Genomic DNA, 24,631 nt, shown 5'->3' on the forward strand with positions numbered 1-24,631 from the left:
GAGAACAAATAGGGCGATCGCCGATCCCGTACAATACCGACTCATGTTGAGCCAGTCACCTGCGCTCAGTTCACCTTAGAAAGATCATTCATTCATGGAAAGCGAATACATCAGAGAACCCGAAGCCACCCGTGTCCGGATCCTTAGTGAAGCCCTCCCCTACATGCAGCAGTTTGCCGGGCGCACCATTGTGGTGAAATATGGCGGTGCAGCAATGAAAGATAGCACCCTCAAAGATAAAGTAATCCGTGACATCGTCTTCCTCTGTTGTATTGGCATGCGACCAATCGTTGTCCATGGTGGTGGCCCAGAAATTAACACCTGGTTAGCGAAACTCAACATTGAACCCCAATTCAAAGACGGCCTACGGGTGACCGATGCCGATACTATGGACGTGGTTGAAATGGTTCTCGTCGGGCGGGTCAACAAAGAAATCGTCTCCCTCATTAACCAAGAAGGGGGCTTGGCCGTGGGTCTCTGTGGTAAAGATGGCAACATGATCCAAGCGCGTCACGTGGGCAAAGAAGGGGTCGGCTTCGTGGGGGAAGTGACCACCATTGACACCAGACTGATTAAATCCCTTGTTGAAAATGGTTATGTGCCTGTTATTTCTAGTGTGGCTGCCGATGAAACAGGCCAAGCCCACAACATCAATGCTGATACCGTCGCTGGGGAATTGGCTGCCGCCCTGGGCGCCGAAAAACTCGTTCTCCTAACAGATACCCCCGGTATTTTGGAAGACTATCACAACCCAGCAAGCTTAATTCCCCGTCTAAACCTCCAACAGGCCCGGGAATTGATTGATTCTGGTGTCGTTTCGGGGGGAATGATCCCCAAGGTGAGTTGTTGTGTGCGATCGCTGGCCCAGGGGGTAAAAGCGGCCCATATTATCGACGGTCGGATTCCCCATGCGTTGCTGCTCGAAATTTTTACAAACGATGGCATTGGCTCAATGATCGTCGCCTCCGATTACCAGAGTCAGTTTCCGCTGACGCCCTTTGGCTAATACCCAACTTCGAAATATTTCCCCTAATCTCTGCTTTGGGGGAAAAGATCGAGGAGCTCAAATGTAGATAACCAGGCGATCGCAGCGCTAGCTTAACTAATCTCCAGAAGCTTTGATCGGGTGACCATAGCCACCGCCGCCGGGGGTTTTGATCTCCAGGCGATCGCCTTTTTCCATCGCGACTTCAACGGTACTAAACAAAAATGTTTCAGTACCATCGCTGCGGATTAATTTGTTTTCTCCACATTGGCCCGGTAAACCGCCCCTTAACCCAAAGGGTTCTACCTGTCGCCGACTGGAGAGAATCGCCGCTATCATCGGTTCTCGGAATTGTAGCCGCCGCACCACCCCATTGCCGCCCCTAAAGTTTCCCAAGCCACCGCTATTTCGACGGATGGAAAATTCCTCTAACAGCACCGGAAACCGCCATTCCAAAACCTCTGGATCCGTGAGGCGCGAATTGGTCATATGGGTCTGTACCGCATCGGTGCCGTGAAAATTGGGGCCAGCGCCGGAACCGCCACAAATGGTTTCGTAATATTGATACTGAGCGTTCCCAAAGGTGAAATTATTCATTGTCCCTTGGGACGCTGCCATCACTCCCAGAGCGCCATATAGGCAATCAGTAATATTTTGGGACACCTCCACATTGCCTGCTACCACCGCCGCTGGATACCGGGGGTTGAGCAGACAGCCTTCGGGAATAATCACGTTGATCGGCTTCAGGCAACCATGGTTGAGGGGAATGTCATCCTGCACTAGGCTGCGGAAAACGTACAATACCGCCGCTTGGGTCACAGCTTTGGGGGCATTAAAATTTGTCTTGGATTGGGGCGAGGTCCCAGTAAAATCCACCTCGGCCGTTTGCTGCTCTTGGTTAATTTTGATCTTCACCTGGAGGCGATCGCCGTTGTCCAGAGGGACGGTAAATTCTCCGTCCCGGAGCCGTTTTAATTGCTGTTTTACCGCCTGCTCGGCGTTATTCTGCACATGCTGCATATAGGCTAAAACCATTGCTTGACCATAATGTTGCACAAGTCTTTGGAGTTCCTGAAGGCCTTTGGCATTGGCGGCAATTTGCGCCTGGAGGTCGGCGAGGTTCTGGGTGAGATTACGCACGGGATAAGCCGCCTCGGTAAACAGTTGCGTAACCGTTGCGGTTTGGAATTGCCCCTGTTTTACGAGGCAAACATTATCAATGAGAATTCCTTCCTCCTGGATCTGGGTGCTTTGGGGAGGCATTGAGCCCGGCGTAATCCCCCCCAGGTCGGCATGGTGGCCGCGAGAGGCGACGAAAAAAAGCGGCCTTGCCATGGCATTGTCCGCTTGGGCCGGCGCAAAAACCGGCGTGATCACCGTTATATCAGGTAAGTGAGTCCCGCCATTGTAGGGATTATTCGACATATACACATCCCCTGGTTGGAAATGCGTTCCGTGGGCTTGGATTAAACTCTGGACGCTTTCTCCCATGGAACCGAGGTGCACGGGAATGTGCGGGGCATTGGCGACGAGGTGGCCTTGGGGGTCGAAAATCGCACAGGAAAAATCGAGCCGTTCTTTGATATTTACGGAGTAGCTGGTGTTTTGCAGGGTCACTCCCATCTGTTCGGCGATCGCCCGAAAGAGATTATTAAAAATTTCGAGGGTGACGGGATCTGGCTGGCTGAAATCTGCAGTCGCGGGGGCGATCGCCTGGGATACATCCTGTACCTTTTCGAGGATGAGGTGATTATATGTATTTAAGCGGCCTTGCCAACCAGGTTCAATCACATTTGTCCCTGTTTTTTCAATGATCAGGGCAGGACTAGCAATCACATCACCGGGTTGAAGCGCGGCGCGATCATAGACGGGAGTTTGCTGCCATTGACCGGTGCTGTACATAGAAACTGTTTCAATCGGTTTTGTAGTGCCGTCAGTGCGTTGGGGTTGGGGACGTTCCGTGGCCGCTTGGGTTTCACAAATCAGCTCCAGGCTAATCGATTCAACGATCAGCGCCTTATCAGGTAGAGTAAAACCATAGCGTTGCTGGTGCAGGGCGGCAAATTCGGCCACCATCGCCGCCAGATCGCCATCATTGACAATCAAAATAGAGTCCGTGCCCTGGTACTTGAGATGAACCTGGCGGGCCTCGACAATTTTTGCCTGGGCTGGGGGCTGTTGCTGATTTAGTTCGGCGATCGCCTGTTGTCTGAGTTCCTGGAATTTTGCTTCTAGTTCAGCAAGGAGATGATTCTCTAAAACCTTTTCGATCGCCTTTTCTTTGAGCATTCGAATTTCTGCTAAACCGATGCCATAGGCTGATAGCACCCCCGCAAAGGGATGAATCACGATGGTCTTTATCCCCAGAGTATCGGCGATCGCACAGGCATGCTGTCCCCCTGCCCCCCCAAAGCAACAGAGGGCATAGTCACTCACATCGTGGCCCCGTTGCAAAGAAATTTGTTTAATCGCATTGCTCATGTTCTCCACGGCGATCGCCAAAAAACCAGCGGCCACAGCTTCAGGATCTTGGTTTAAAGTTTCCGCCAGGGCTTGGAATTTCTCCTGGACAATGGCGCGATTTAAGGGATCTTTTCCCGCTGGCCCAAACACTTTTGGGAAGAACTCCGGCTGGATTTTACCGAGCAGCACATTACAATCGGTGACCGTCAGTGGCCCCCCTTTGCCATAGGAGGCAGGCCCCGGATGCGCTCCGGCAGATTCTGGCCCGACCCGAAACCGCGCGCCGTCATATTGCACCAGGGAGCCGCCCCCCGCCGCCACAGTATGGATCGCCAACATCGGCGTTTTCAGGCGCACCCCAGCAATTTCTGTTTCAAAGCTACGTTCGTAGGTGCCGTCGTAGTGGGCGACATCGGTGGAGGTGCCCCCCATGTCAAAGGTGATAATTTTTTCAAAGCCGGCGATCGCACAGGTTTTCACCGCCCCGACAATGCCCCCGGCTGGCCCCGAGAGGATACTGTCTTTCCCTTGGAATTGTTGCGCCTCTGTGAGGCCGCCATTGGACTGCATAAACATCAGTTTTGGCCCCTGACCCGCAGCCTGGAGATAGCCAGCCACTTGATCCACATAGCGGCGCAAAATCGGTGATAGATAGCCATCTACCATCGTCGTGTCGCCCCGACTGACCAACTTCATCAACGGGCTGACCTGATGGGACAGGGAAATCTGCGTAAAGCCAATTTCCTGGGCGATCGCCCCAATTTGCCGCTCGTGTTCGGGATAACGGTAGCCATGCATCAGTACCACCCCACAACTGCGAATCCCGGCGTCAAAGGCGTTTTGTAAATCCTGTTTAACCTGGGCTACATTCAGGGGCTGCAACACATTTCCCTGGGCATCAAGGCGTTCCTGGGCCTCGATCGCCTGTTCATAGAGCATTTCTGGTAGCTTAATTTCTAGGGCAAAAATATCCGGGCGATGTTGATAACCAATCCTTAGGGCATCGCGAAATCCCTGGGTAATCACCAACACTAGGCGATCGCCTTTCCGTTCCAGGAGGGCATTGGTGGCCACCGTTGTCCCCATTTTGATCACTTCAATGTGATCTGTGGGGATTGCATCATGGGAATTTAAACCGAGTAAGTCCCGGATCCCCTGCACTGGCGCATCGGGGTAGCGCTCTGGATTTTCTGATAGGAGCTTATGGGTGACCAGCTCGCCATCGGGACGTTTGGCGACGATATCAGTAAAAGTGCCGCCCCGATCAATCCAAAATTGCCAACGAGAGGAAGTTGCCGCCATAAGTCTATGCTTTGGGTGTTCTGAGAAATCCTAGATTTCTCATTAAAGCTTATTTATCTTGTGTCCTGAGGAATCCCCAGGGAAAATTTGTTGCGTAACAACATCAATAAAATAGAACCATGACGACGAACCAGACCAAAGCCAAATGCAAATACTGTGATGGCCAAGGCTATGTTAGCGAACGTGACTGTAGCGGCAATGTTCAACGGGAAAGCACCTGTCCACTCTGTGCTGGCACAGGAACACAGGTTTTTAATCCCGCCACAGAATAAGACGCCAACAACAGCAGAGGACACCAGGAAAAAATCCTAATGTCCTCTAGTCGTTCGTCTCTCCACTGCCTTGAATCGGAGAAGGGATAAGCGATTTCAAAGAGATTTGTAACGTCGCCTGTCTCTCACTGACCGCCGGAAAAATCTAGATCACTTCGATTTCATCTTCCCGGAGATGGGCTGCGTACTTCGGCTCGAAACGGACCTTCACCGGAAGAGTTGCTGTGATAGGCCGGCCGATAACTGCCTCGATCTCTCCTTCCATTCCTTTTAAATCAAAGGCTTGTTTGCGGCTTTGGGGATGGTTATACACAATGACAGATGCTGTAACACGGATGCGATCGCCAACATTCATAAACCTTTCTTGTCCTCACTCATACATAAAGATATCTCTAAGGCTCCCTAAGAAGCGCACAGCTTCCCTATTGTACATAGCCATGGATCTCTACAAAATGATTTTTGGGACATTGTTACTAAATTTCTCTAACCTGAGCATGAAAAATTGCTGTGATTTAAAAAGTCATACCCAAAAGTCATCTTGATTACAATGCTCTATAACGGATTAAACCTAGCTTGTAATTTCACAAAATCAATTAGATCTAGTAGCCCCCCTAGAACCCCCTTCTAATACCAACAACTGTGATATCGTCAAATTGTTCTGCTTCCCCAATATGTTTGATAACAGCACCAGTAATATTCTGGACTAAGTGATCAGCAGAATCATATGTTTGAAGCATCATTTCTTTCAGATGATCCATGCCATAAAAAGATCCAGTGATTGATTTTGATTCAGGAATACCATCCGTATAAACGCAAAATAAATCTCCATTTTTAAATTCCACTTCTTGTATCTGAAAAGGCAAATCAACCATCATTCCCACCGCTGGGCCAGTTGAATTTAAAACCTGCTTGATATTCCCTTGGGAATCCAAAAGAAAAGCTGGTTCATGGCCACCACTAACATATTTCATTATGCCAGTTTTCGTGTCCAACACACCAAAAAAAATAGTTGCAAACATCCCTGTATCGCCATGGTTTAAAGCCACATAATTATTAGCCAGAGAAATAGCTTCAAGTGCTGGTTGATAGTTGTCTTCTCTCCTTAGGCTTTCGAGATCAAGGATCTTGTGAGATTCCAAATGAAGTCCATCTAAAAGTGTTTGCCCAGAAAAAATTCTGATTAGACTACGAAAAAGCCCCATAAATAAAGCTGCGCCAACACCTTTGTCACAAACATCTGCAACTACGATGCCAATTGCATCATTAGGTAATTCAAATAAATCATAAAAATCACCAGAAAGTTGTTTTGCTGGACTAAAAAAAGTACTAAATTCCCAACCTTTTTTATTTGGAATTTCAGACGGCAGAAAATTCTTTTGCATTTGTCGTCCTTTATCCAGTTCATTCTGCATAATGGAAGACAGGGTTTCCAATTGGTGAGTATATAGGACTTCCTTGTCTCTTAATTTTTTACGCTCTAGAGATGCTTCGATACGAGCTTTTAACAAAACAGGATCACAAGGCTTAGGCAAGTAATCTTCTGCGCCAATTTGAATACACTGAACAATATGCTGAAAATCATCCAAAGCCGAAATCATCACTACTGGAATAAACTGAAATTCAGTGTGGCTTTTCAAGAATTTCAAAAATTCATAACCAGTGACTTCTGGCATGATCACATCTAAAAGAATAATGTCAAATAAGTGTTGTTCCAAAATATCAATAGCAAGTTTTGCACTAAGACAAGTAGTAACTTGATGGCCTTGTCGAGTTAGTTGACGTTCTAGAAGATCTACATTAGCTTGATTATCATCTACTACTAAAATTCGCCCCAACAAATCTCTTCTGGCTTTTTGGGTACTCTGATTTAAAACATCTTCTGTGTTTTCTTCAAAAAAATCGTTAGATATATTGAAGGTTGTGTTTTCAATCTTTAAAGAGTCTTGGAAATTTTCGTAGATACTTTCGAGACTATAAACAAGATTTTTGAGTTTTGTCGTTGCTATTTGAATTTTTTCTAAATCTTGAATGAGTTCTTCATCTATGATTTCATCGCGTAATTCACTTATTTTTAAGAAAATATTTTCTATGGAAGGTGCCATGAGCAAAAGCACTTTAGAAAAACATTCTTTTAACAGAAAAGACTCCGACTTGGATTTTTTATCTGATACCAGTAGATTATTGATGATTTCCAAGAGTTCATGGGCTTGATCAATCACATAATTGCATTTTTTTGCAGAAGAAGATTCTATTTCTTCTAGATCTTCTTGAACTATTTCCGCATACCCAATAATCGCGTTAATTGGTGTGCGAAGCTCATGACGGATCAAAGAAAGTAATTGATATAGAGTTTCAGTTTGAATATTATTTTTTGTCATAAAATAAGGGAAAATTTCTTAAGTTGATAAAAGAGTATTTATTTTTTCCAAGAGTCGCTTAAATTCTATCGGCTTAGTATCATAATCGTCGCATCCAGCAGCAAACGCTTTTGTGCGGTCACTTGCCATGGCATGGGCAGTTAAGGCAATAATTGGGATATTAGCTGTGACCTCTTGATTCTTAAGATGCTTAGTCGCCGTCCAGCCATCAATGATTGGTAAACTCATATCCATCAAAATCAAATCAGGTGTTTCTGATGATGCCATGCTAATCGCCTGTTCGCCATCAACGGCAATAACAACATCAAATCCTTTACGAATAAGCCTCCTAGAGAGCATATCCCGATTCATTTCATTGTCTTCAACTAAGAGAATCTTATTCATTATTATTTGTTTTTTTTAGTCTATTTTTGATAAAAGTAGTAACTGATTGAGCAGCTCCGACAGAATTTTAAATGTATTAAACTTGATTTTGTACATCAATGTTCATCATGAAAATATTATAATTATAGTTTTCGGCTCTCTCATAGTGAAATCCATCAACAGAATTCAATGCCAAAAAAACACCTAAACCGCCTATCTCTCTCTCTTCTAAACTAAGAGATAGATCTTCTGCCGATGGAAGATCACGTGTTGTTGGGTCATAGGGAATACCCTGATCTTTAAGTGTGATGACTAAGCTTGATTCATTAATTTCTGCTTTTAGAGTAATATCTTTTGCTATATTTACTTTTTGATGGCCATATAAAATAATATTTGTTGCAATTTCATCAATTGCCAAACGAAGATTATAAGCAGATTTTTTACTTAAACCTGCTTTTTGAGCAACGTCTAAAACCCAAGATGCTATTGTAGATAGTGAGTCTAAAGATGCTGGACAACTTAAATCACCTGGGATAGAAGACATAATTAATGCAAGCTCAAAACCAAGAAACAAATAATTTATCTGTATAAAAAAGACTTCCTAAAAAAATCTTTTATTTATATCGTCATGTCACTTAGGAAAATATTTTATTCTTCAAGCACAACACTATGATGAAATCCCGTTTTTTTAATGGTTTCTTTTACCATTTCTTGGGTATTTGTAAGATAAATTGTCACCGCACTTCCCATCTGCTGCTTGGAGAATATTAATACTCTCAGACCTGCACTAGCCATGTAATCAAGGTTCTTTAAGTCTAAAATCAGCTCCCTAAGATCATAGGCTGCAGCTTCTTTGATTTTTTCCTGAAAAAGTTCTGCAGAACTGGCATCTAGCTGACCTGACAGATTTATGGTTGCAACATCATTATTGACACTTAAAGTAACTTCTAAAGACATGTTTTTTTCCTGATAAATTGACAAATTTTAATAGGGCATGAAATTATCTGGCAATCAAAATAACGGCTGATCGCTCTCTAAGGAATAAACCCGATTGATTATCAATCATAATTTCATTTCCAGGAGGGTTAATATCCATAGGGCTAGCAACTCCTGTATTAGCAAAAATATACCATTTTTTACCTTCAAGAGTTCGCGGTAATTCAAAGTAATGTGCCTGCCAATGCATATTAAACGCAACGTATATCGTTTCATCAGCGATAGTTCCCTGTTTAGCATGTTTTCCACACAACATAAAAGCAATGATATGCGAAGAAGACCAATCAGCTTGCCAAGCCTGAGTTCCATGCCAACTGATATCAGGGAGTCCACTACCTACATAATCGTTATTTTGAAAATGATGGGTGTTTCTCAACACAGGATGGGCATTACGGAAAGCGATCATTGCTTTTGTAAAACGAAATAATTCATGATTTTTACTTAACAAATTCCAATTCAACCAATTCAATTCGTTGTCATGGCAATATGTATTATTGTTTCCGTTTTTGGTCCTACCAAATTCGTCCCCCATCAAGATCATGGGGACACCCTGACTAACCATCAACATCACTATGGCATTTTTTATTTGACGGTAACGCAAACTTAAAATTTGTGGATCATCGGTTGGCCCTTCAACACCGCAATTCCAACTATCATTGTCATTACTTCCATCATTATTGTTTTCTCCATTAGCTATATTTTGTTTTTGGTTGTAAGAAACCAAATCCATTAATGTAAAGCCATCATGACAGGTGATAAAGTTAATAGATGTTGCTGGAGAGCGACCAGATGCTGCATACAAATCAGGAGAGCCTTGTAAACGTTGAGCTACCTCTCCAACGTTACCATCCCCTTTCAAAAATTTCCGTATACTATCTCTGTATTTACCGTTCCATTCCGCCCAACGACCATATGCAGGAAAAGAACCAACTTGATAAAGACCACCTGCGTCCCATGCTTCTGCGATGAGCTTGCATTTAGCTAAGATTGGATCAAATGCTAAGCTTTCTAATAAAGGAGGATTAGTCAAAGGATAACCCCACGGATCACGACCTAAAATAGCTGCCAAGTCAAACCGAAATCCATCAATATGGTATTCAGCAGCCCAATAACGTAAACAATCTAAAACCATTCCCCGCACAATTGGATTATTACAATTGAGGGTATTACCAGTACCACTAAAATTAAAATAATAACCTTCTGGGGTTAGCATATAGTATGTTTTATTATCAATGCCACGGAAAGAAATAGTCGGCCCTTTTTCATTTCCTTCTGCTGTATGATTAAAAACAACATCTAAAATGACTTCAATGCCATGCTTATGTAATGTTTTGACTAAATTTTTAAATTCGTCAACTTGCATTCCATACTTCCCAGTAGCTGCATAACCAGTTTTAGGTGCAAAAAAACCAACGGTACTATAGCCCCAGTAATTAACCAGTAGTTCTCCTGTTTCAGGGTTTAGACGACTATTCTCAAATTCATCAAATTCATAAATAGGCATTAACTCAATAGTATTAATACCTAATTCTTTAAAATAGGGGATTTTTTCAAGAATACCAGCAAAAGTTCCCTGGTGTTTTTCTTTTATTCCGGAAGAAGGATGACGCGTAAAACTACGTACGTGCATTTCATAAATAATTTGATCTTCTGGAGGAATTTCTAATAGACAGTCATCTTCCCAGTCAAAGTCATCAAAGGCGATTCGCGACCGATGCTGATAAATATCTTGCCAGTCAGGTATTACCCCCCATACATCTCGTCCACCAATGCTTCTAGCATAGGGATCCATTAAGATTTTACTCTTGTCAAACCAATGACCTTCTTTAAAATCATTTGGGCCATCCATTCGATAACCATACTCAAGATTTTCGTAGTCAAGATCAAAAACTATCATGCAATAAACGTTGCCAATACGAAATTCCGTAGGAAATGGAATTTCAATCAATGGTTCTTTAGCATGTTTTTCAAAAAGAACTAATATGCATGAAGTTGCATAGCTAGAATATATTGAAAAATTGATTCCACCCGGAACAAGAGTCGCACCAAATGGAAAAGGTTTCCCACAACGCAACTTATATTGGTGATAGGTGTGTGTGGGATGAACGTCAATTCTTTGCATTTTTAGTATTGCACCGTAGGATAAAGCATTTATTTTCTAAACTAAGCTTGTTTAGATATTCTTGTTATGTTTGAAAAATTGTTGTTGCTTCTTCTAGAGAAGAATAAGTTTTAAAGAAACTCAAAAAGCCAGTTACAGCCATTGTGTCCTGAACATCTTCAGATAAACCTACGATTACTAAAATACTGTTTTGACCTGTTGATTGTCGGTGTAATGAAAGCAACATGCGCAAACCAGCACTAGACATATAGGCGACTTTTGTCATATCCAAAATGATTTTAGCGCTTGGTTTAATAATCGGTAAAATTTGTTCAGTAACAATTGGCGCTGTGCTCGCATCAATATCGCCAGTAAGTGATGCAATTTGCAGATCATCAATAGTTTGAAGAGATATTTGCATAATATTTATGATGGATAAGATAACCAATATGTTCAAATAACCAAGTAAAGCTTGAATTCCAAACCTTGTTTGTATCAAGCTTTATTTTTTTAGTTGGGCAGTATCTGAACCTTGATTTTGATGCGTTCATGGGTTTTAGGTAGATTGACTGTTAATTCATCTGCATCAAAATTAGTATAAGGTTCACCATCAATTTCACATTTTCCAATTTTCACACTGCCTTTAGGCAGAATATCCGGTGCAACCCTTAAAATGTTATCAGGAAAGCCGCCAGGAATTGGTTTAAAATAAAAGTCCATTGGCTGTTTTGTAATCAATAAATTAGTATAAACAGCAGCAAGATAACATAATTCAAAAGAATGATAGCCGCTCATGGAATGACTTCCTTTTCCACGTTCATTACCACCAGAAAGATAAGGGATACCATTGGCCAGAACATTAAAATACACGCCTCCATCTTCTAAATCGAGGAACCAAGCGTTATAAAAAGCAGCAGCTTCTCGAGCTAAACGATGATACTCTTTATTTGTTAGAGTGCCAGATAAAATTAGATAGGCAAGGATAGATTGTTCCTGCTGCCACCAGGCTTTTCGATCATGCCAAACAAAACGATATTGAGTTTCACCTTCTGCTAGGGAACGCTCAAGCACGTCATACCAGCCGCCTCGTTGTTGATCACTACCAACATCAGGCATTAAATTGGCAATTTTTTGAGCTAAAGAGGAATATTTTTCTTTTCCTTTTAGGCTCTGCATACGCATCAAATTCCAGGCAATTTTAAGATTATGACCGACGACAGCGCGGTTCTGTTGCCATCCCCAAGTTTTATCGTGGGACCAATCTTCATAGAAGCGCTCTTGCACAAATGGGCTATTTTCATAATCAGGAAAATATTTTTCAATCGTATCAAACGTATATTCAATCATCTCTGCATACTCTTGTTTGCCAGTTACTAGCCAGAGATTAATTAGATATGCAGGAGCATGATCGCCTACTGAATTCCAATTTTTTTTCGCCTTATTATCTCCTAATGTATCACTGCGAGGATCTAGGGTTAGGGGATCTAAATGGGAAAAATAACCACCATATTCACTTTTATCTAAGAAGAATTTATCAAAAAGCTTGATGGTTTTTTCGGTATCCTCCATAATCCGGGGATCACCGGTGCATCGGTAAGTTTGAACAGGGCCAGCTAGCGCATAAATTTGCTCATAGGCGGGAATTGCATAATAATCATCGCCAAACTCTGAAGCAAAGATTTTTGTTTCGCGATCACCTTGTACATCGATACCGTGATACCAATACACAATATCTTCATCAAGATCAACAAAGCGCATGTGTTCACGGAGATATTCTGTACCCCGTTCTGCTGCTTTTAGAAAGCTATCATTGCCTGTCATCATAAAAGCAGTAGCAAAACCATATACAAGACGAGAAATAGTATCAGTTTCTTGGCGAAAACTATTCGTTTGCATGCCAGAAAGATTTAAGTCTGTTCGATATCGACGGTAATCATAATCTCCTTCCCCAAACTGTGCTTTCAAGTAAAATTTACCTAAGGCATTAATTTGCTTAACCCACCAATCTTGCTTTTCAAAAACATATTCATTCTGTTTAAAACCAACAAAAACAAGATTTTTTGCATCAAAAATCTGACTATCAGGATAAAAAATACCATAGGCGAATAAGTAACGACCAGGCAAAAGCATAGAACGCATGCTGCCAGTGGCGTCGGGATAGCCTTCTTCAAAATTTTGAATAATTTTAGCGTATGCCATGGCAGACAATTTTACTAAAAATTCACGACCGTCTGAAGTTTTCAAGCCAAACGTGTCTTCAGATTCATTGAAACTAGTAACATACCCGGCGATTAGATCAGAAAAAGAAAAACTTGTGGTGGATGACATATTGATTTATTCTTAAAAACAAAAAGTGGGAAATCAAAATAAGCTACTCATTTGTTAATGTTGAGACTTTTCAATTTCATCAACAAAAACCTTCATGAATTGATCGACAATACCAGGATGTTTGGCAGTGATTAAATTACCATCAATGACCAAATCTGCTGTCGCTTCACCTTCATAGATAACTTCAGCACCCGCATTTTCAACATCACAAATAATATTGTGAGCACAGGTTACTTTTTTGCCTTGAATCAAGTCGGTATCAGCACAAAATAGCCAAAGACTATGGCAGATTGCTCCTAATTTAACATTCGAAGCTTGGGTCGCTTTACGGAGAAAATTAACTGCTGGGGCTTGATTTTTCTGGCCCTTCTTAACGTTCACTTGATATCGCAAGCGGTCCATTGCGTAAGCGCCAATACAAATAATACCTCGGTAGTCTTCTGGTAAAATGTCATTGACTTCTGTCGTCACAGTAACAGAATATTCAATTTTGTTATTTTCAGGGTTAGAGCTAAAAGAAAGCTCTGCATTACCCCATAAGTGAGATATGTACTCTACGTCATATCCATGCTGTGGAAAATAATCATTAAAACGATGGAATTCAGTGCCATCAAAATGTTCTTCGATAAGAACGCCAATCTTGCCTTTATTATCCATGGTAAAACTTTTTAGGTAACTCGAAGTTTAATCTTGAAACAAGTGCTCAAAGGAAAATAAAAAACATTTCCACCAAGGCTACTGTGACTTGTATTTTTCAGCTGCTGCTTAGAAAAAATGTTGAAGTTAAAATCTTTTTGGGTTTGTGCTTCTCTTCCACAAGAAATTTTGAATATGATCAAAACTAGCTTAATCTAGGGTGATTAATGTTAAAAGCTCATCGGGAGCAAAAACATCTCTGTAGAAAGTAAGTTGTTCTGTTTTGAGATAACAACCCCCACGGTGCCCTCGACGAACCCAGGTGACATTTCCTTTTGCAAGGGTTTCGTTCGTTGCGTCATCTACGCACTTCCATTCAAAGTAAGTATGTTCTCCAGAAAAGAGAACAATAGGCCAGCACATGGTGACATCGGGTTGAGAGATCAAGGCCCACCAATGCTTTTCTCTTTCTTGTTGTTCACTTAAGCCATAGTAAGGCCCGTCTTGGCATAAGTAAACTAAATCATCGCGATATTCCCCAGTCAAAATGTCTCCGCGCCCTTGTCTTAATGCTTCACAATGGGTCGGCCACCATTCTTTATTTTCCTGTTCAATTTGTTTGAGAGAGTAGTGATCGTTAATCGCAGGCAGTTGTGGTTCTTTCATTGCCACGATTTCTTCAGCGTCGCGAATAAGCTTTGTGGCTAGTTCGGCAGAGACTAAGCCAGGGCGAGAGTAATCTGCTGATAAATCTTGATAGTAACTAATCCGTTTCATATGATATCTAGATTAAATGTCAGTAGTAACAAATGAAAAATTAAAGATTTACTTTTCTCCGGGAGGAAAAAATTCATTGAAAACGCCAAAACAGCCTGCCACTTTATTAAATCCGGCATAGGGACATAAAAAAAGCAACAATTCTTCTATCTCTTCTTTTGTTGCACCTTGTTTGACAGCCATATCAATATGGGCACCAAATGGAGATCCTGGCCCTAATTGTTCTTGGTTGACTACGTCAATAGCGATTGTGATTAAAGCTTTTGTTTTTTGATCAATGAGTGGTAATCCCCAGGCTTCTCCGGCAACACGGGTAACAAAGTCGCCAAATTTTGGATTTAAGGATTTCAATTTTTCCTGCAAATCAAAATCGTCAAGAACCGCATTTTCAAATGCTGTATTCTCCATGTGATACTCTCTGGTTGTCTCAAAAAATTATGGTAGAGCAAATCTTAGTTGTTAGATTATGTCGCCTATTTGTTGGGCTACTGAATATGCTCACCAATAAGATTAGCTCAGACAACAACTGAAGAATATTAAGAAAACCTTTCGTTTTAAAGGTGTTTGTTTGTAGAGAAAATATCTATTAAGCAAGGTCAAGAAAAGTTAAATTTTTCTTGCTCTTGTCAAAGTCTTCTCAAAAAAGAGGCCGCCAAGAACTGCAGCCAAAATCATCTATAGATTCTGAACTTTAGTGTAATTGAGGGAAAAAATAATAGAGCGGTAATTTATTTTTAGTGTTTAAAAAGGTAGTGACCGATGAAGATGACTCGATCATGGCACAGCGAACACTGATGCATATGGGCCGGCTTAGTCAAGGAACTTGATTGCGGTGATTTGCTTGGCTAGCTTGACTGGACAAATTTTAGGATCTCTCAACTATAAAGCGCTTCAGAAGAAAGAAATGATAGGTAAACAAAAAAAGGCGATCGCCTCAGGACCGCCTCAAAAAATCAATTAAGCCAAAGGAAGAAAGCTGGTTAGCTTGCTTCGGTGTTTCCGGGGATCAACCGCAAGAACGCATCAAAATCAGCGAGAGCATTGTTGTATTCTGTCGTTGTCGCTGTTCCGTTGCGATCTTGGGCGGCAGCGTCGAGGCGCTCTAGGTGCGCAAAAATCTCATCGATGAGATCCTTTGCTGCCTTTTGATCATTGGGCAATAGGGTATTGGCCAGATAGGTCAGGTCACGACGCAGGAAGCCAAAAGGCCCATGGATGTAGGTACGAGCATTGGTCCAGTTATTAGCCTGGACAAATTCACCAAGGGTTTCCATACCTTGGCGTGCTTCACTGACGGGGGTCAGATAAATTTGAATTTGAGCGATTCGGTCGGGGGTGTAGGTGTCAGGAACTTTGACCGAGGGGCCAGAGCAACTGACGAGAAAGGTGGTGATTACCACTAACAGCAAGGACAAAACTGACCGCAAACGTAGCATCATGGTTATGTATTAAAGCTTAATGACGTTATCAGGTTTTCAATTGCCAACATCATCTCACAAATGGGACGGAGATTAGGTTTTCCCCTAAGGCCATTCATATTTTTTTATGGCTGATGCCCCGGTTCTACGCTAAAAATTCACTCAATTGGGGGGCGATCGCCTCCGGAAAATGTTCTTGGGGATAATGTCTTGCCTCGGGCAGATCAAACCATTGGTGGGATGTTTCTGCTTGTATCCAAGTTTTGAGTAATTCACCATCTAACCAGGGATCTTGATTCCCCCAGAGGAATAGAGTAGGGGCTGTACGGGCCTGCAATTTTGCTTTCAGTTCTGGCAACACCTGGGCAAAATCAAATCGCTTGACCGTCGCCATCAACGCCCGGCCCACAGCGGAACTGGTTAAAAAAGGTTGGCGGTACACGGCTAGATCCTCATCGGCAATCACAAAGCCGCTGCCTTTTTCGAGGGTGCGGTCTACCAATAATGGGTCCTGGGTGAGCATATCCCCTGCGAGGGGTAAACCCCACTGTTGCATCGGCCAGGGAAGCTTACTACCAGGCAGGACAGGACTATTGAGAATTACCAGGCGATCGCATAATTGCGGTTCATTTAGGGCAAACCCAATCCCCACATGGCCAAGAAAACCTTGGGTGACAATGTGACAACGCTCAATGTCCAAGGCTTTGAGAAAATCTTTGAGGGCCCCTTGGAAAGCATCAGCTCGGTAAGAGAACTCCCGGCTGCTGGGATAGCTAGAAAAACCCGACCCAGGCCAATCAGGGGCCAAACAATAGAAGTTTGCTGCCGCCAGCCGCTTCATCACAGCCCGCCAACCATAACTATGGGATGGCAACCCATGGAGAAATACAATCGGTAAACGGCCATTGTCTAATTTTTCAGTTTCTCGGTAGAACCAAGTGAGGTTTCCAACGGTGATTTTCTGTTCGGCGATCGCCATGGTTTTGTTTGCCCCTATCAACAACAGGTCAAGCTTTCACTGTGGCATACTCTTTCCCCAAATTGAAGTTCAGAGGCCAAGGCTAATATTCCAGCAGAGAGATGCTATCTTTTTGGGGAATTGAATCAATGCCAGTGATCCCCGTGGAAACCAAATCTTCACCCCTACTCTTCATTCAGAAGCCCTCTGGAACCCAGCTTTTGGGTCTTTTGACAGGCCTCCTAATCTGTCTGTCTCTACTCATTCCGCTCTGGGAACCCACAGATATCATCCCCCTTTGGATTCCGGTGCTTGTATCCGCAGGATTTGCTGGGGCCTTGGGCTTTTGGTTAGTGCCTCTGTTACGCCGTCTAAAAACAGGCCAAATTATTCGAGAAGAAGGCCCCCAAGCTCACCTCAAAAAGGCGGGAACCCCCACCATGGGAGGGCTCATTTTTCTGCCTGTGGGACTCATTACTGGTGTACTTTTCGCGGGGTTTAACCCGGAGGCGATCGTCATCGCTTTGGTCACCCTTGCCTATGGGGTCATTGGCTGGGTAGACGATTGGCAAGTGTTGCGCCTGAAATCCAATAAAGGGATTTCCCCCCGGATGAAACTGATCCTGCAAATTGTGATCGCCATTGTTTTTTGTATTTGGTTAGCTCTCACCGCCCCAGAGCTAACGACAATTACCTTTTTTGCAGAATTGAGTCTTCCCCTGGGTTTTCTATTTTGGGCCTTAGCTGGATTTGCCATGGTTGCCGAAAGCAATGCCACCAATCTTACCGATGGTGTCGATGGTTTGGCTGGGGGCACTGGGGCGATCACCTTCCTGGGCATTGCCGCCCTCGCTCTACCAGAACATGCCGGTGTTAGCTTACTCTGTGCTTGTCTGAGTGGCGCTTGTCTCGGGTTCATTTATCACAATCGCAACCCAGCCAAAGTATTCATGGGTGATACTGGTTCCCTGGCCCTTGGGGGCGGTTTGGCCGCGGCCGGAATTCTCACCGGAAATATCTGGGGCCTGCTCATCATCAGCGGTATTTTTTGCATTGAGGCCGTCTCAGTAATCGCCCAAGTCAGCTACTACAAAGCCACAAAAGACGAACATGGCCAAGGCAAGCGTCTCTTCAAAATGGCTCCCATTCACCACCACCTAGAACTCAGTGGCTGGCCCGAAACCCAAATCGTTGGTGCATTTTACTTAATCAATTTTGGCTTGGTTCTTCTCTGTTTCATCCTGACATGAACTACTCGCCGGCTGGAATTGTTGAATCATCACATAAAAGATGCTTCATTACGAGGGCTTAGAAAGTACCATTGTCGCCTTTTAGACTTCTCTGGTAGCCCTTTAAAAATCAAATCACCGCGCTAAAATTAGAGGTGCAATTTTTCCAATTCCCCAGCGATCTATGACCCTCCTTTCTCCTATCGCCAAAGCATCACGCAAAGAATCGGGTCGCACTGTTGGCCGAGGGATCAGGCCCTGGGGAATTATGTTTATGGCCAGTGTTGTTTTAATCGGTGGCCTGGGCTCACGACTGGCCTTTTTGCAACTGGTCAAGGGCGACGAACTACAGCAAACTGCCCGCAGTAACAGTGTCCGGATCGCGCCGAAACCCCCGATCCGAGGCAATATGTTTGATCGCAATGGCAAAGTGCTTGCCACGACCAAACTCGCCCATGCCATTTATATCTGGCCCTTAGCTCGCACCAAACCCGATTGGCCGAAAACGAAACAATTGCTTTCCCAATTGGTGGGGATCTCGCCGGCTGAAATTGAAAAACGCCTCAAGTCCCAAGATATTTACGCCACCGAACCTTTGGCGATCGCCCGTAATTTGACCCTTGCCCAGGTCACAGCGATCGAAGAACATCACCAGACCCTTGAAGGAGTCGAGGTGATTATTGAGCCCGTGCGGTATTACCCACAAGGTAATACCGCTTCCCATGTGCTTGGTTATACTCGAGAGCTCACCCCCGAAGAATTCGAAGTCAGACGGGCCGAAGGGTATCGCCTCCAGGATTACATCGGTAAACTGGGTTTGGAATCTTCCCTGGAAACTCGCCTGCGGGGTCAGTGGGGTGGCCAAGAAATCCAAGTTGACCGGGATGGTCGTTTCGTCCAAATCCTCGGAGAAAAACCAGCCCAAGCTGGCGAAGATATCCATCTGACCATTGACGCAGACCTCCAAAAGGTCGCCCAAGATGTCTTAGGTAATCGCAACGGGGCAATTGTGGCGATCGATCCTCGTAATGGTGATGTCCTTGCCATGGCAAGCTATCCAGACTTTGACCCCAATATTTTTTCTGACCGCATCTCCCCAGAAAAGTGGGCTGCTGTCACCGCGAAAGGAGACCCTTTTATTAATCGGGCCCTCCGGGGCTTTCCCCCTGCATCCACCTTTAAAGTCGTTACCGCCGCCGCCGGGATGGAATCTGGGAAATATCCAGCCAATGTCGTCCTCAGTACAACCCCCTATTTAGCCGCAGCAGGGGTGCGTTTTTATGAATGGAATCGGTCTGGTTTTGGGGCGATCGGCCATGTACGAGCAATGGCCTGGAGCAGTAACACCTTTTTTGGGCAAGTCGGCCGGGGTGTTGGCGGAGAAACCCTAATTGATTGGGCCCGGCGGTTTGGGTTCGGCCAGCGCACAGGCATTGAACTAGGCGAAGAAACCTCCGGCCTAATCCCAGATGATGATTGGACCCAAGAACAGCTCGATCGCCCCTGGAACCTCGGCGATACAATCAATATGTCAATCGGTCAGGGTCTTACTTTAGCGACCCCCCTCCAGGTGGCCCAGATGTTTGCTGTAATGGCCAATGGCGGGTATCTCGTAAGCCCCCACTTAGTCCAAACAGACACGCCCCAAAAAACCTCCCTTAACCTAGAACCCCGCACCCTAGAAACCATTCGCGCTGGACTACGGGCTGTTGTCACCAGTGGTACAGGAACTGTACTCAATGTGCCTGGGATCCCAACAGCAGCAGGCAAAAGTGGCACAGCAGAAGCCCCGCCCCGCGAAAACCATGCTTGGTTTGGCGCTTTTGCCCCCTATGAAAATGCAGAAATTGTTGTTGTAGCCTTTGCAGAACACTCTGGCGGCGGTGGCGGCTCCGTGGCCGGGCCGATGGTGCACGATGTGATGACCGCTTATTTCGAGCTCAAGGAAAAGGCAGAAAATCCGACTGTTGAAACCCCAGAAACACTGGAGTAAGACCCAGAAGAAGCAGTTAAAAATGTATCTTTTACCTACATTTATGTTACATTTCTAAACATAGGCACAACACAATACCTAATATTGTCAAGATAAAATCAAGTGGCGCCGCAACCCCTAGTTTCACCCGCCAAACTGAATTCAGCCTCCTGAGTCCTTCTAAAAAAATACCTGTAGACTGAGCACTTAAATGTACCGACATATCTTGAGCTATGGATGATAAAGGCAAGCCATAAAGTCGCTCATGTAAAAAGAATCAAAAATTTCTGACCACCCATTAATAAGCCATTTACAGTTCTACCTGTAACCCAAAAGAAAATCTTTAAAAGCCTTACCTATCCCTCGGAAAACATGACCTCGCACAATACCAATTTCCAAAATTTCAACTCGTCCGGCGATTCGGAATCTAAAAATCGGGACTTAGTGACAATTCTGGTTATTGAAGATGATGCCATTATTCGCAAACTTACCCAAAAGATTTTGACGAATGCTGGTTATATCGTGGTTGAAGCCAGTAATGGTGAAGAAGGGGTCCGCCTGGCGGCAGACTACAGCCTTGATCTCATTATCTGTGATGTCATGATGCCTGGCCTCAATGGTTATGACGTTTTGGCACAACTTCAGCAGCAAGAAGAAACGAAAATGATTCCGTTTATTTTCTTGACGGCCCAAGCTGAAACTGGGCAACTGCGTCGGGGCATGATTTCGGGAGCGGATGACTATCTAGTCAAGCCGATTCGAGCTGCAGAGCTTCTCAAAGCCGTAGAAGTGCGCCTCAAAAAATACACAAGGGTCAAACAGTACTACGCTGAACAGCTCGATCAGCTGAATGCCAAGGATACCCTGACAGGGTTGCCCAATCCGAGTAGTGTCGAGGATGCATTTCAACAAATTATTTCCCAGTTTCCCGCCGATCTAGATAGTGACGCCATTCCTCCCACCGCCCTTCTTTCGATTAGCATTGATCGCTTTCCCCTGCTGAATGAATATCTCGGCCATGGGGTAGTGCGCCAGCTCATAAAACGTGTGGCTGTCCGTCTTCAAGGTGTTTTAGAAAAATATGGCTTGATTGCCAGTCTGAATACATCAGAATTTTGTGCTTTACTGAAGCCCCTAGAGCACCGCTATGAAGTGACTGGTATTGCCCGGGAGCTCTTAGATGTCTTTAGTGAGCCTTTTGCGATCGAAGGGCATCAAGATATTTTTGTCAGTCTCAGTGTTGGGATTGCCCTCTATTTTAGAGATGCGTTCACCCTTGACAAACTCTTAAACCACGCCCACACAGCCATGGTGAGAGTCCAACAGCAAGGAGGGAATCAATCGGCTTTTTACTCTGTCGCAATGAATGTGGGGCGCTTTAATGCAGTATCCCTCGAATCTGATTTGAGACAAGCCATTGAGAACAATGAACTGGAAGTTTTTTATCAACCGAAAGTTAATCTGCAAACAGGCAAAGTTGTTGGAGCGGAAGCTCTCTTGCGTTGGTTTAGCCCAACCCGCGGCCTAGTTTCACCCAATCAATTTATCCCCCTGGCAGAAGAAACTGGTTTAATTATTCCGATTGGTGAATATGTTTTAGATGAAGCTTCTAGTCAGTTGCGGCGCTGGCAAATGGCTGGTTTAAAAGATTTTTACATGTCTATTAATCTTTCGGCAAAACAGTTTACCCAGCTCAATCTTCACCATCGTCTCAGTCAAATTATTATCAATAACCAACTGCAACCTCAGGATCTGCAGCTAGAGCTCACGGAAAGCACTTTAGTCAATAATGGGGATGCGTCGATACGCCGCCTCAAAGCTCTCCGCTCTCTGGGAATTAAAATTGCCCTCGATGATTTTGGGACTGGTTATTCTTCTTTGAGCTATCTCCAACAATTTACCTTTGACACTCTTAAAATTGATCGTTCCTTTATTCATAAAATCCATGAAAATAATGTGAATGCAACGATCATTAGTTCCATTATCGATATGGCTCATAAACTGGGTTTAAAGGTCATTGCTGAGGGGGTTGAGGAACAGGCAGAATTAGAATTTTTAACACAGTTTGAGTGTGATGAAATTCAAGGTTTCTTATTTAGTCGTCCGATTCGCGCGGGAGAATTCTTGAGTTCCCCCTTTATTGACTTGGACACTCTATCCCAGACAGTCTAGGGTTGCGGTCATTGGCGATCGCCTAAGCAGCAACAGAACCAATCCAAACAAAAAGCAAGGCCAAAAATCAGTCAGGTCTTGCTTTTTTGTGTATTTTTAGCGAGATGGTGCCAACTGAATACTTTGGACAGCAGGTAATAATAAACCTGCTTGGGGTTGGGGATTATTCGGAATCAGAGTGCCGGGCAGGCAAGGGCCCAGTTGAAAATTGACTGCCTGGGGACGGGGACGCCAACCAGGAGGGCAAGTGCCGGGAGTCGGTTTAGCTTGGGCTTGGGGCAAAACAGGTGTAATCGTTCCGGGCATGCAAGGGCCGAGTTGAAAATTGACCGCTTGGGGACGGGGAACCCAACCAGGGGGGCAAGTACCCGGCACGGGTGAAAGCGGCGAGGCATTAGCCCCAAGGCTATTTCCCATTAGAATCATTGCCCCAAGTAGTAAGCCTTGACCGACAGAGCGTTTGGTTAGTTTCATGAAATTTTCTCCAGATGAATTATTTGGGTTCGTGCGTTTATGTAGTCACTGGAAAAATTAACTGACGCAGTGCTCGTTGCCTGGAACTGGGTTTATTCGGAGTGGTAAGCAATGAAAGAAGGCAGTCAGCGCACTTTAAAACTTTAGGGATTGGGCTGTTTTAGCCAGCTGAATAAATTCACTGCGATAGCCTTCTAAATCTTCTCCTTTGCTGCCTTGGGCCAGGGCTAGGACTTGATCAAAAGAACTTTCGCCACGGTAGGGAGAATCTCGCAGCAGCATCCCAAATTCCGCCACCGCCGCCGCAAACCGGAAATCTAGAGAGGCTTGATCCAAGGGTTTACTGTCATTGGCGATCGCCTGGCTGATCAGTTCAGAACTATCCCCGGTGGGTGCTTTGTAGCGGAGCTTTAGCTGCAGTAGTTCCCCTGAAAAATCGCTGGCGATCGGTTGACTTTCCTGATATTTCAACTCATCTAGTACAGGGAGATCCGCGGGCGAATCGACGCCCACTGGCACAATTTCATAGAGAGCGGTCACCGTATGACCTGCCCCCAATTCCCCCGCGTCCTTCGTATCATCGTTAAAATCTTGGGCCGCCAACAGGCGATTTTCGTAACCCAACAGACGATAGGCTTGCACCTGAGCCGGGTTAAATTCCACTTGAATTTTTACATCCTTTGCCAGGGTTAAAAGCGTACCGCCCATTTCCGTAACGAGCACCTTTTTCGCTTCGAGAATATTGTCGATGTAAGCATAATTGCCATTGCCATTGTTCGCCAATTGCTCCATCTTGGCATCTTTCAGATTACCCGTGCCGAATCCTAATACCGTCAAGAAAATATCCTGCTCTCGCTTTTGTTCAATCAAACGAATTAGCTCAGCATCACTGGACATCCCCACATTAAAATCACCATCGGTAGCCAGAATAATCCGGTTATTGCCGTTATCAATAAAATTTTCTGCAGCTTCGCGGTAGGCCAGTTCAATCCCTTCACCGCCCGCCGTCGAGCCGCCTGCCTCTAAACTATCCAAAGCCGCGAGGATCGTCTCTTTTTCTGCCCCAGAGGTGGAAGGTAGCACCAAACCCGCTGCTCCGGCATAAACCACAATCGAGACGCGATCTTCTGGGCGCAGTTCATTTACCAATAGGCGAAAAGCTGATTTAAGGAGGGGCAATTTATCTGGCGAATCCATCGACCCCGACACATCGAAGAGAAACACCAAATTACTCGGGGGTAAGGCCGCATTTTCAATGTCTTGCCCCTTAATGCCAATGCAGAGCAGTTGATGCTGGGGTTGCCAGGGGGCTTGGGAGAGTTCTGTGCTGATTGAAAATGGTTTGTCGCCTGGGTTCGGGTAGTCATAGGTGAAATAGTTGATCAATTCTTCGAGGCGCACCGCATCGGGGGGCGGCAACTGACCATCATTTAAAAAGCGCCTTACATTGCTATAGGCTCCAGAATCCACATCAAGGGCAAAGGTAGACAGCGGTTCTGCCTGCACTAATTGGAATGGATTATCGCGAATTAGGTTGTAATCTTCTTGGGACGGTTCTGGAACCTCTTGGGGAATTTCCCCATCGGGGGGCGGCGCCAGAGGCATGGCTTCTGTTTCGGCCACCTGGGGGGCCATGGTATCTAAGCCCATTTCGGGATTTCTCTGGGAGGCCATCTGACAACCAAGTAAAATCTGACTGCCTAACAGACAACCACTGAGGAGTACGGTTAAGGAACGCTGGGGCGACGGGTTTCGGAATGATGAAGCGGCCATGGGCTGACCTCCAGAGGCGGGATTTTCTTCAACG

Annotated in this window: 21 protein-coding genes; 5 read left to right on the forward strand and 16 right to left on the reverse strand. The window is 44.7% G+C overall.

Annotation, left to right across the window (positions count from 1 at the left end):
• The first annotated feature begins 94 nt into the window (after positions 1–94).
• Positions 95–1,006 (forward strand): acetylglutamate kinase, encoded by a 912-nt coding sequence (argB, locus tag ACZ45B_RS12150; protein ID WP_024545265.1) that lies wholly within the window; start codon positions 95–97, stop codon positions 1,004–1,006.
• Positions 1,007–1,102: 96 nt separating this feature from the next.
• Here the strand turns inward: argB and ACZ45B_RS12155 are convergent, their stop codons facing one another.
• Positions 1,103–4,750 (reverse strand): hydantoinase B/oxoprolinase family protein, encoded by a 3,648-nt coding sequence (locus ACZ45B_RS12155; protein ID WP_024545266.1) that lies wholly within the window; start codon positions 4,748–4,750, stop codon positions 1,103–1,105.
• A gap of 119 nt (positions 4,751–4,869) precedes the next feature.
• Between ACZ45B_RS12155 and ACZ45B_RS12160 the strand changes: the two genes are divergently transcribed.
• Positions 4,870–5,022 carry a hypothetical protein gene (locus tag ACZ45B_RS12160; RefSeq protein WP_164494890.1) on the forward strand — a complete coding sequence of 51 codons (153 nt, stop codon included), beginning with the start codon at positions 4,870–4,872 and terminating at the stop codon, positions 5,020–5,022.
• Between the two features lie 145 nt (positions 5,023–5,167).
• Here the strand turns inward: ACZ45B_RS12160 and ACZ45B_RS12165 are convergent, their stop codons facing one another.
• The 13 genes from ACZ45B_RS12165 to ACZ45B_RS12225 form a co-directional block, all read right to left on the reverse strand.
• A complete protein-coding gene (locus ACZ45B_RS12165) occupies positions 5,168–5,377 on the reverse strand; it encodes a ferredoxin-thioredoxin reductase variable chain (RefSeq protein ID WP_024545267.1) in 210 nt (69 codons plus the stop codon).
• Between the two features lie 256 nt (positions 5,378–5,633).
• Complete coding sequence (locus ACZ45B_RS12170; RefSeq protein WP_024545268.1) at positions 5,634–7,400, reverse strand: SpoIIE family protein phosphatase; 1,767 nt, start codon at positions 7,398–7,400, stop codon at positions 5,634–5,636.
• 18 nt (positions 7,401–7,418) lie between these two features.
• Positions 7,419–7,784 carry a response regulator gene (locus ACZ45B_RS12175; protein ID WP_024545269.1) on the reverse strand — a complete coding sequence of 122 codons (366 nt, stop codon included), beginning with the start codon at positions 7,782–7,784 and terminating at the stop codon, positions 7,419–7,421.
• A gap of 76 nt (positions 7,785–7,860) precedes the next feature.
• Complete coding sequence (locus ACZ45B_RS12180; RefSeq protein WP_029681712.1) at positions 7,861–8,307, reverse strand: ATP-binding protein; 447 nt, start codon at positions 8,305–8,307, stop codon at positions 7,861–7,863.
• A gap of 104 nt (positions 8,308–8,411) precedes the next feature.
• The gene (locus ACZ45B_RS12185; RefSeq protein ID WP_029681713.1) at positions 8,412–8,720 is read right to left on the reverse strand and encodes an anti-sigma factor antagonist; all 309 of its coding nucleotides are present in this window, start codon (positions 8,718–8,720) and stop codon (positions 8,412–8,414) included.
• Between the two features lie 43 nt (positions 8,721–8,763).
• Positions 8,764–10,881, reverse strand: coding sequence for a glycogen debranching protein GlgX (gene glgX / locus ACZ45B_RS12190; RefSeq protein ID WP_024545271.1), 2,118 nt, complete (start codon positions 10,879–10,881; stop codon positions 8,764–8,766).
• 64 nt (positions 10,882–10,945) lie between these two features.
• Complete coding sequence (locus tag ACZ45B_RS12195; RefSeq protein WP_024545272.1) at positions 10,946–11,281, reverse strand: STAS domain-containing protein; 336 nt, start codon at positions 11,279–11,281, stop codon at positions 10,946–10,948.
• 89 nt (positions 11,282–11,370) lie between these two features.
• Positions 11,371–13,188, reverse strand: coding sequence for an AGE family epimerase/isomerase (locus ACZ45B_RS12200; RefSeq protein WP_024545273.1), 1,818 nt, complete (start codon positions 13,186–13,188; stop codon positions 11,371–11,373).
• Between the two features lie 54 nt (positions 13,189–13,242).
• A complete protein-coding gene (locus ACZ45B_RS12205) occupies positions 13,243–13,845 on the reverse strand; it encodes a DJ-1/PfpI family protein (RefSeq protein ID WP_024545274.1) in 603 nt (200 codons plus the stop codon).
• 189 nt (positions 13,846–14,034) lie between these two features.
• The gene (locus ACZ45B_RS12210; protein ID WP_024545275.1) at positions 14,035–14,601 is read right to left on the reverse strand and encodes a hypothetical protein; all 567 of its coding nucleotides are present in this window, start codon (positions 14,599–14,601) and stop codon (positions 14,035–14,037) included.
• Between the two features lie 48 nt (positions 14,602–14,649).
• Positions 14,650–15,009, reverse strand: a complete 360-nt coding sequence (locus ACZ45B_RS12215) for a carboxymuconolactone decarboxylase family protein (protein ID WP_024545276.1) — start codon at positions 15,007–15,009, stop codon at positions 14,650–14,652.
• Positions 15,010–15,581: 572 nt separating this feature from the next.
• Positions 15,582–16,040: a photosystem II protein PsbQ gene (gene psbQ / locus ACZ45B_RS12220; protein ID WP_236612414.1), complete on the reverse strand. Its 459-nt coding sequence runs from the start codon at positions 16,038–16,040 to the stop codon at positions 15,582–15,584.
• 124 nt (positions 16,041–16,164) lie between these two features.
• The gene (locus ACZ45B_RS12225) at positions 16,165–16,998 is read right to left on the reverse strand and encodes an alpha/beta fold hydrolase (RefSeq protein ID WP_024545278.1); all 834 of its coding nucleotides are present in this window, start codon (positions 16,996–16,998) and stop codon (positions 16,165–16,167) included.
• A gap of 143 nt (positions 16,999–17,141) precedes the next feature.
• On the opposite strand from ACZ45B_RS12225, the gene mraY reads away from it, so the two are divergent.
• The 3 genes from mraY to ACZ45B_RS12240 all read left to right on the forward strand — a co-directional run bounded on the left by mraY (position 17,142) and on the right by ACZ45B_RS12240 (position 22,350).
• The gene (mraY, locus tag ACZ45B_RS12230; protein WP_024545279.1) at positions 17,142–18,227 is read left to right on the forward strand and encodes a phospho-N-acetylmuramoyl-pentapeptide-transferase; all 1,086 of its coding nucleotides are present in this window, start codon (positions 17,142–17,144) and stop codon (positions 18,225–18,227) included.
• A 163-nt stretch (positions 18,228–18,390) separates the two neighbouring features.
• Positions 18,391–20,199, forward strand: coding sequence for a penicillin-binding protein 2 (gene mrdA, locus ACZ45B_RS12235; protein WP_024545280.1), 1,809 nt, complete (start codon positions 18,391–18,393; stop codon positions 20,197–20,199).
• A gap of 423 nt (positions 20,200–20,622) precedes the next feature.
• Positions 20,623–22,350 carry an EAL domain-containing response regulator gene (locus ACZ45B_RS12240; protein ID WP_038027817.1) on the forward strand — a complete coding sequence of 576 codons (1,728 nt, stop codon included), beginning with the start codon at positions 20,623–20,625 and terminating at the stop codon, positions 22,348–22,350.
• A 96-nt stretch (positions 22,351–22,446) separates the two neighbouring features.
• Here the strand turns inward: ACZ45B_RS12240 and ACZ45B_RS12245 are convergent, their stop codons facing one another.
• Together ACZ45B_RS12245 and ACZ45B_RS12250 are read right to left on the reverse strand one after the other, a co-directional pair.
• Positions 22,447–22,824 carry a hypothetical protein gene (locus tag ACZ45B_RS12245; RefSeq protein ID WP_024545282.1) on the reverse strand — a complete coding sequence of 126 codons (378 nt, stop codon included), beginning with the start codon at positions 22,822–22,824 and terminating at the stop codon, positions 22,447–22,449.
• A gap of 135 nt (positions 22,825–22,959) precedes the next feature.
• Positions 22,960–24,597, reverse strand: a complete 1,638-nt coding sequence (locus ACZ45B_RS12250; protein WP_029681715.1) for a vWA domain-containing protein — start codon at positions 24,595–24,597, stop codon at positions 22,960–22,962.
• Between the last annotated feature and the right edge of the window lie 34 nt (positions 24,598–24,631).

This window comes from Picosynechococcus sp. NKBG15041c (assembly GCF_055380235.1).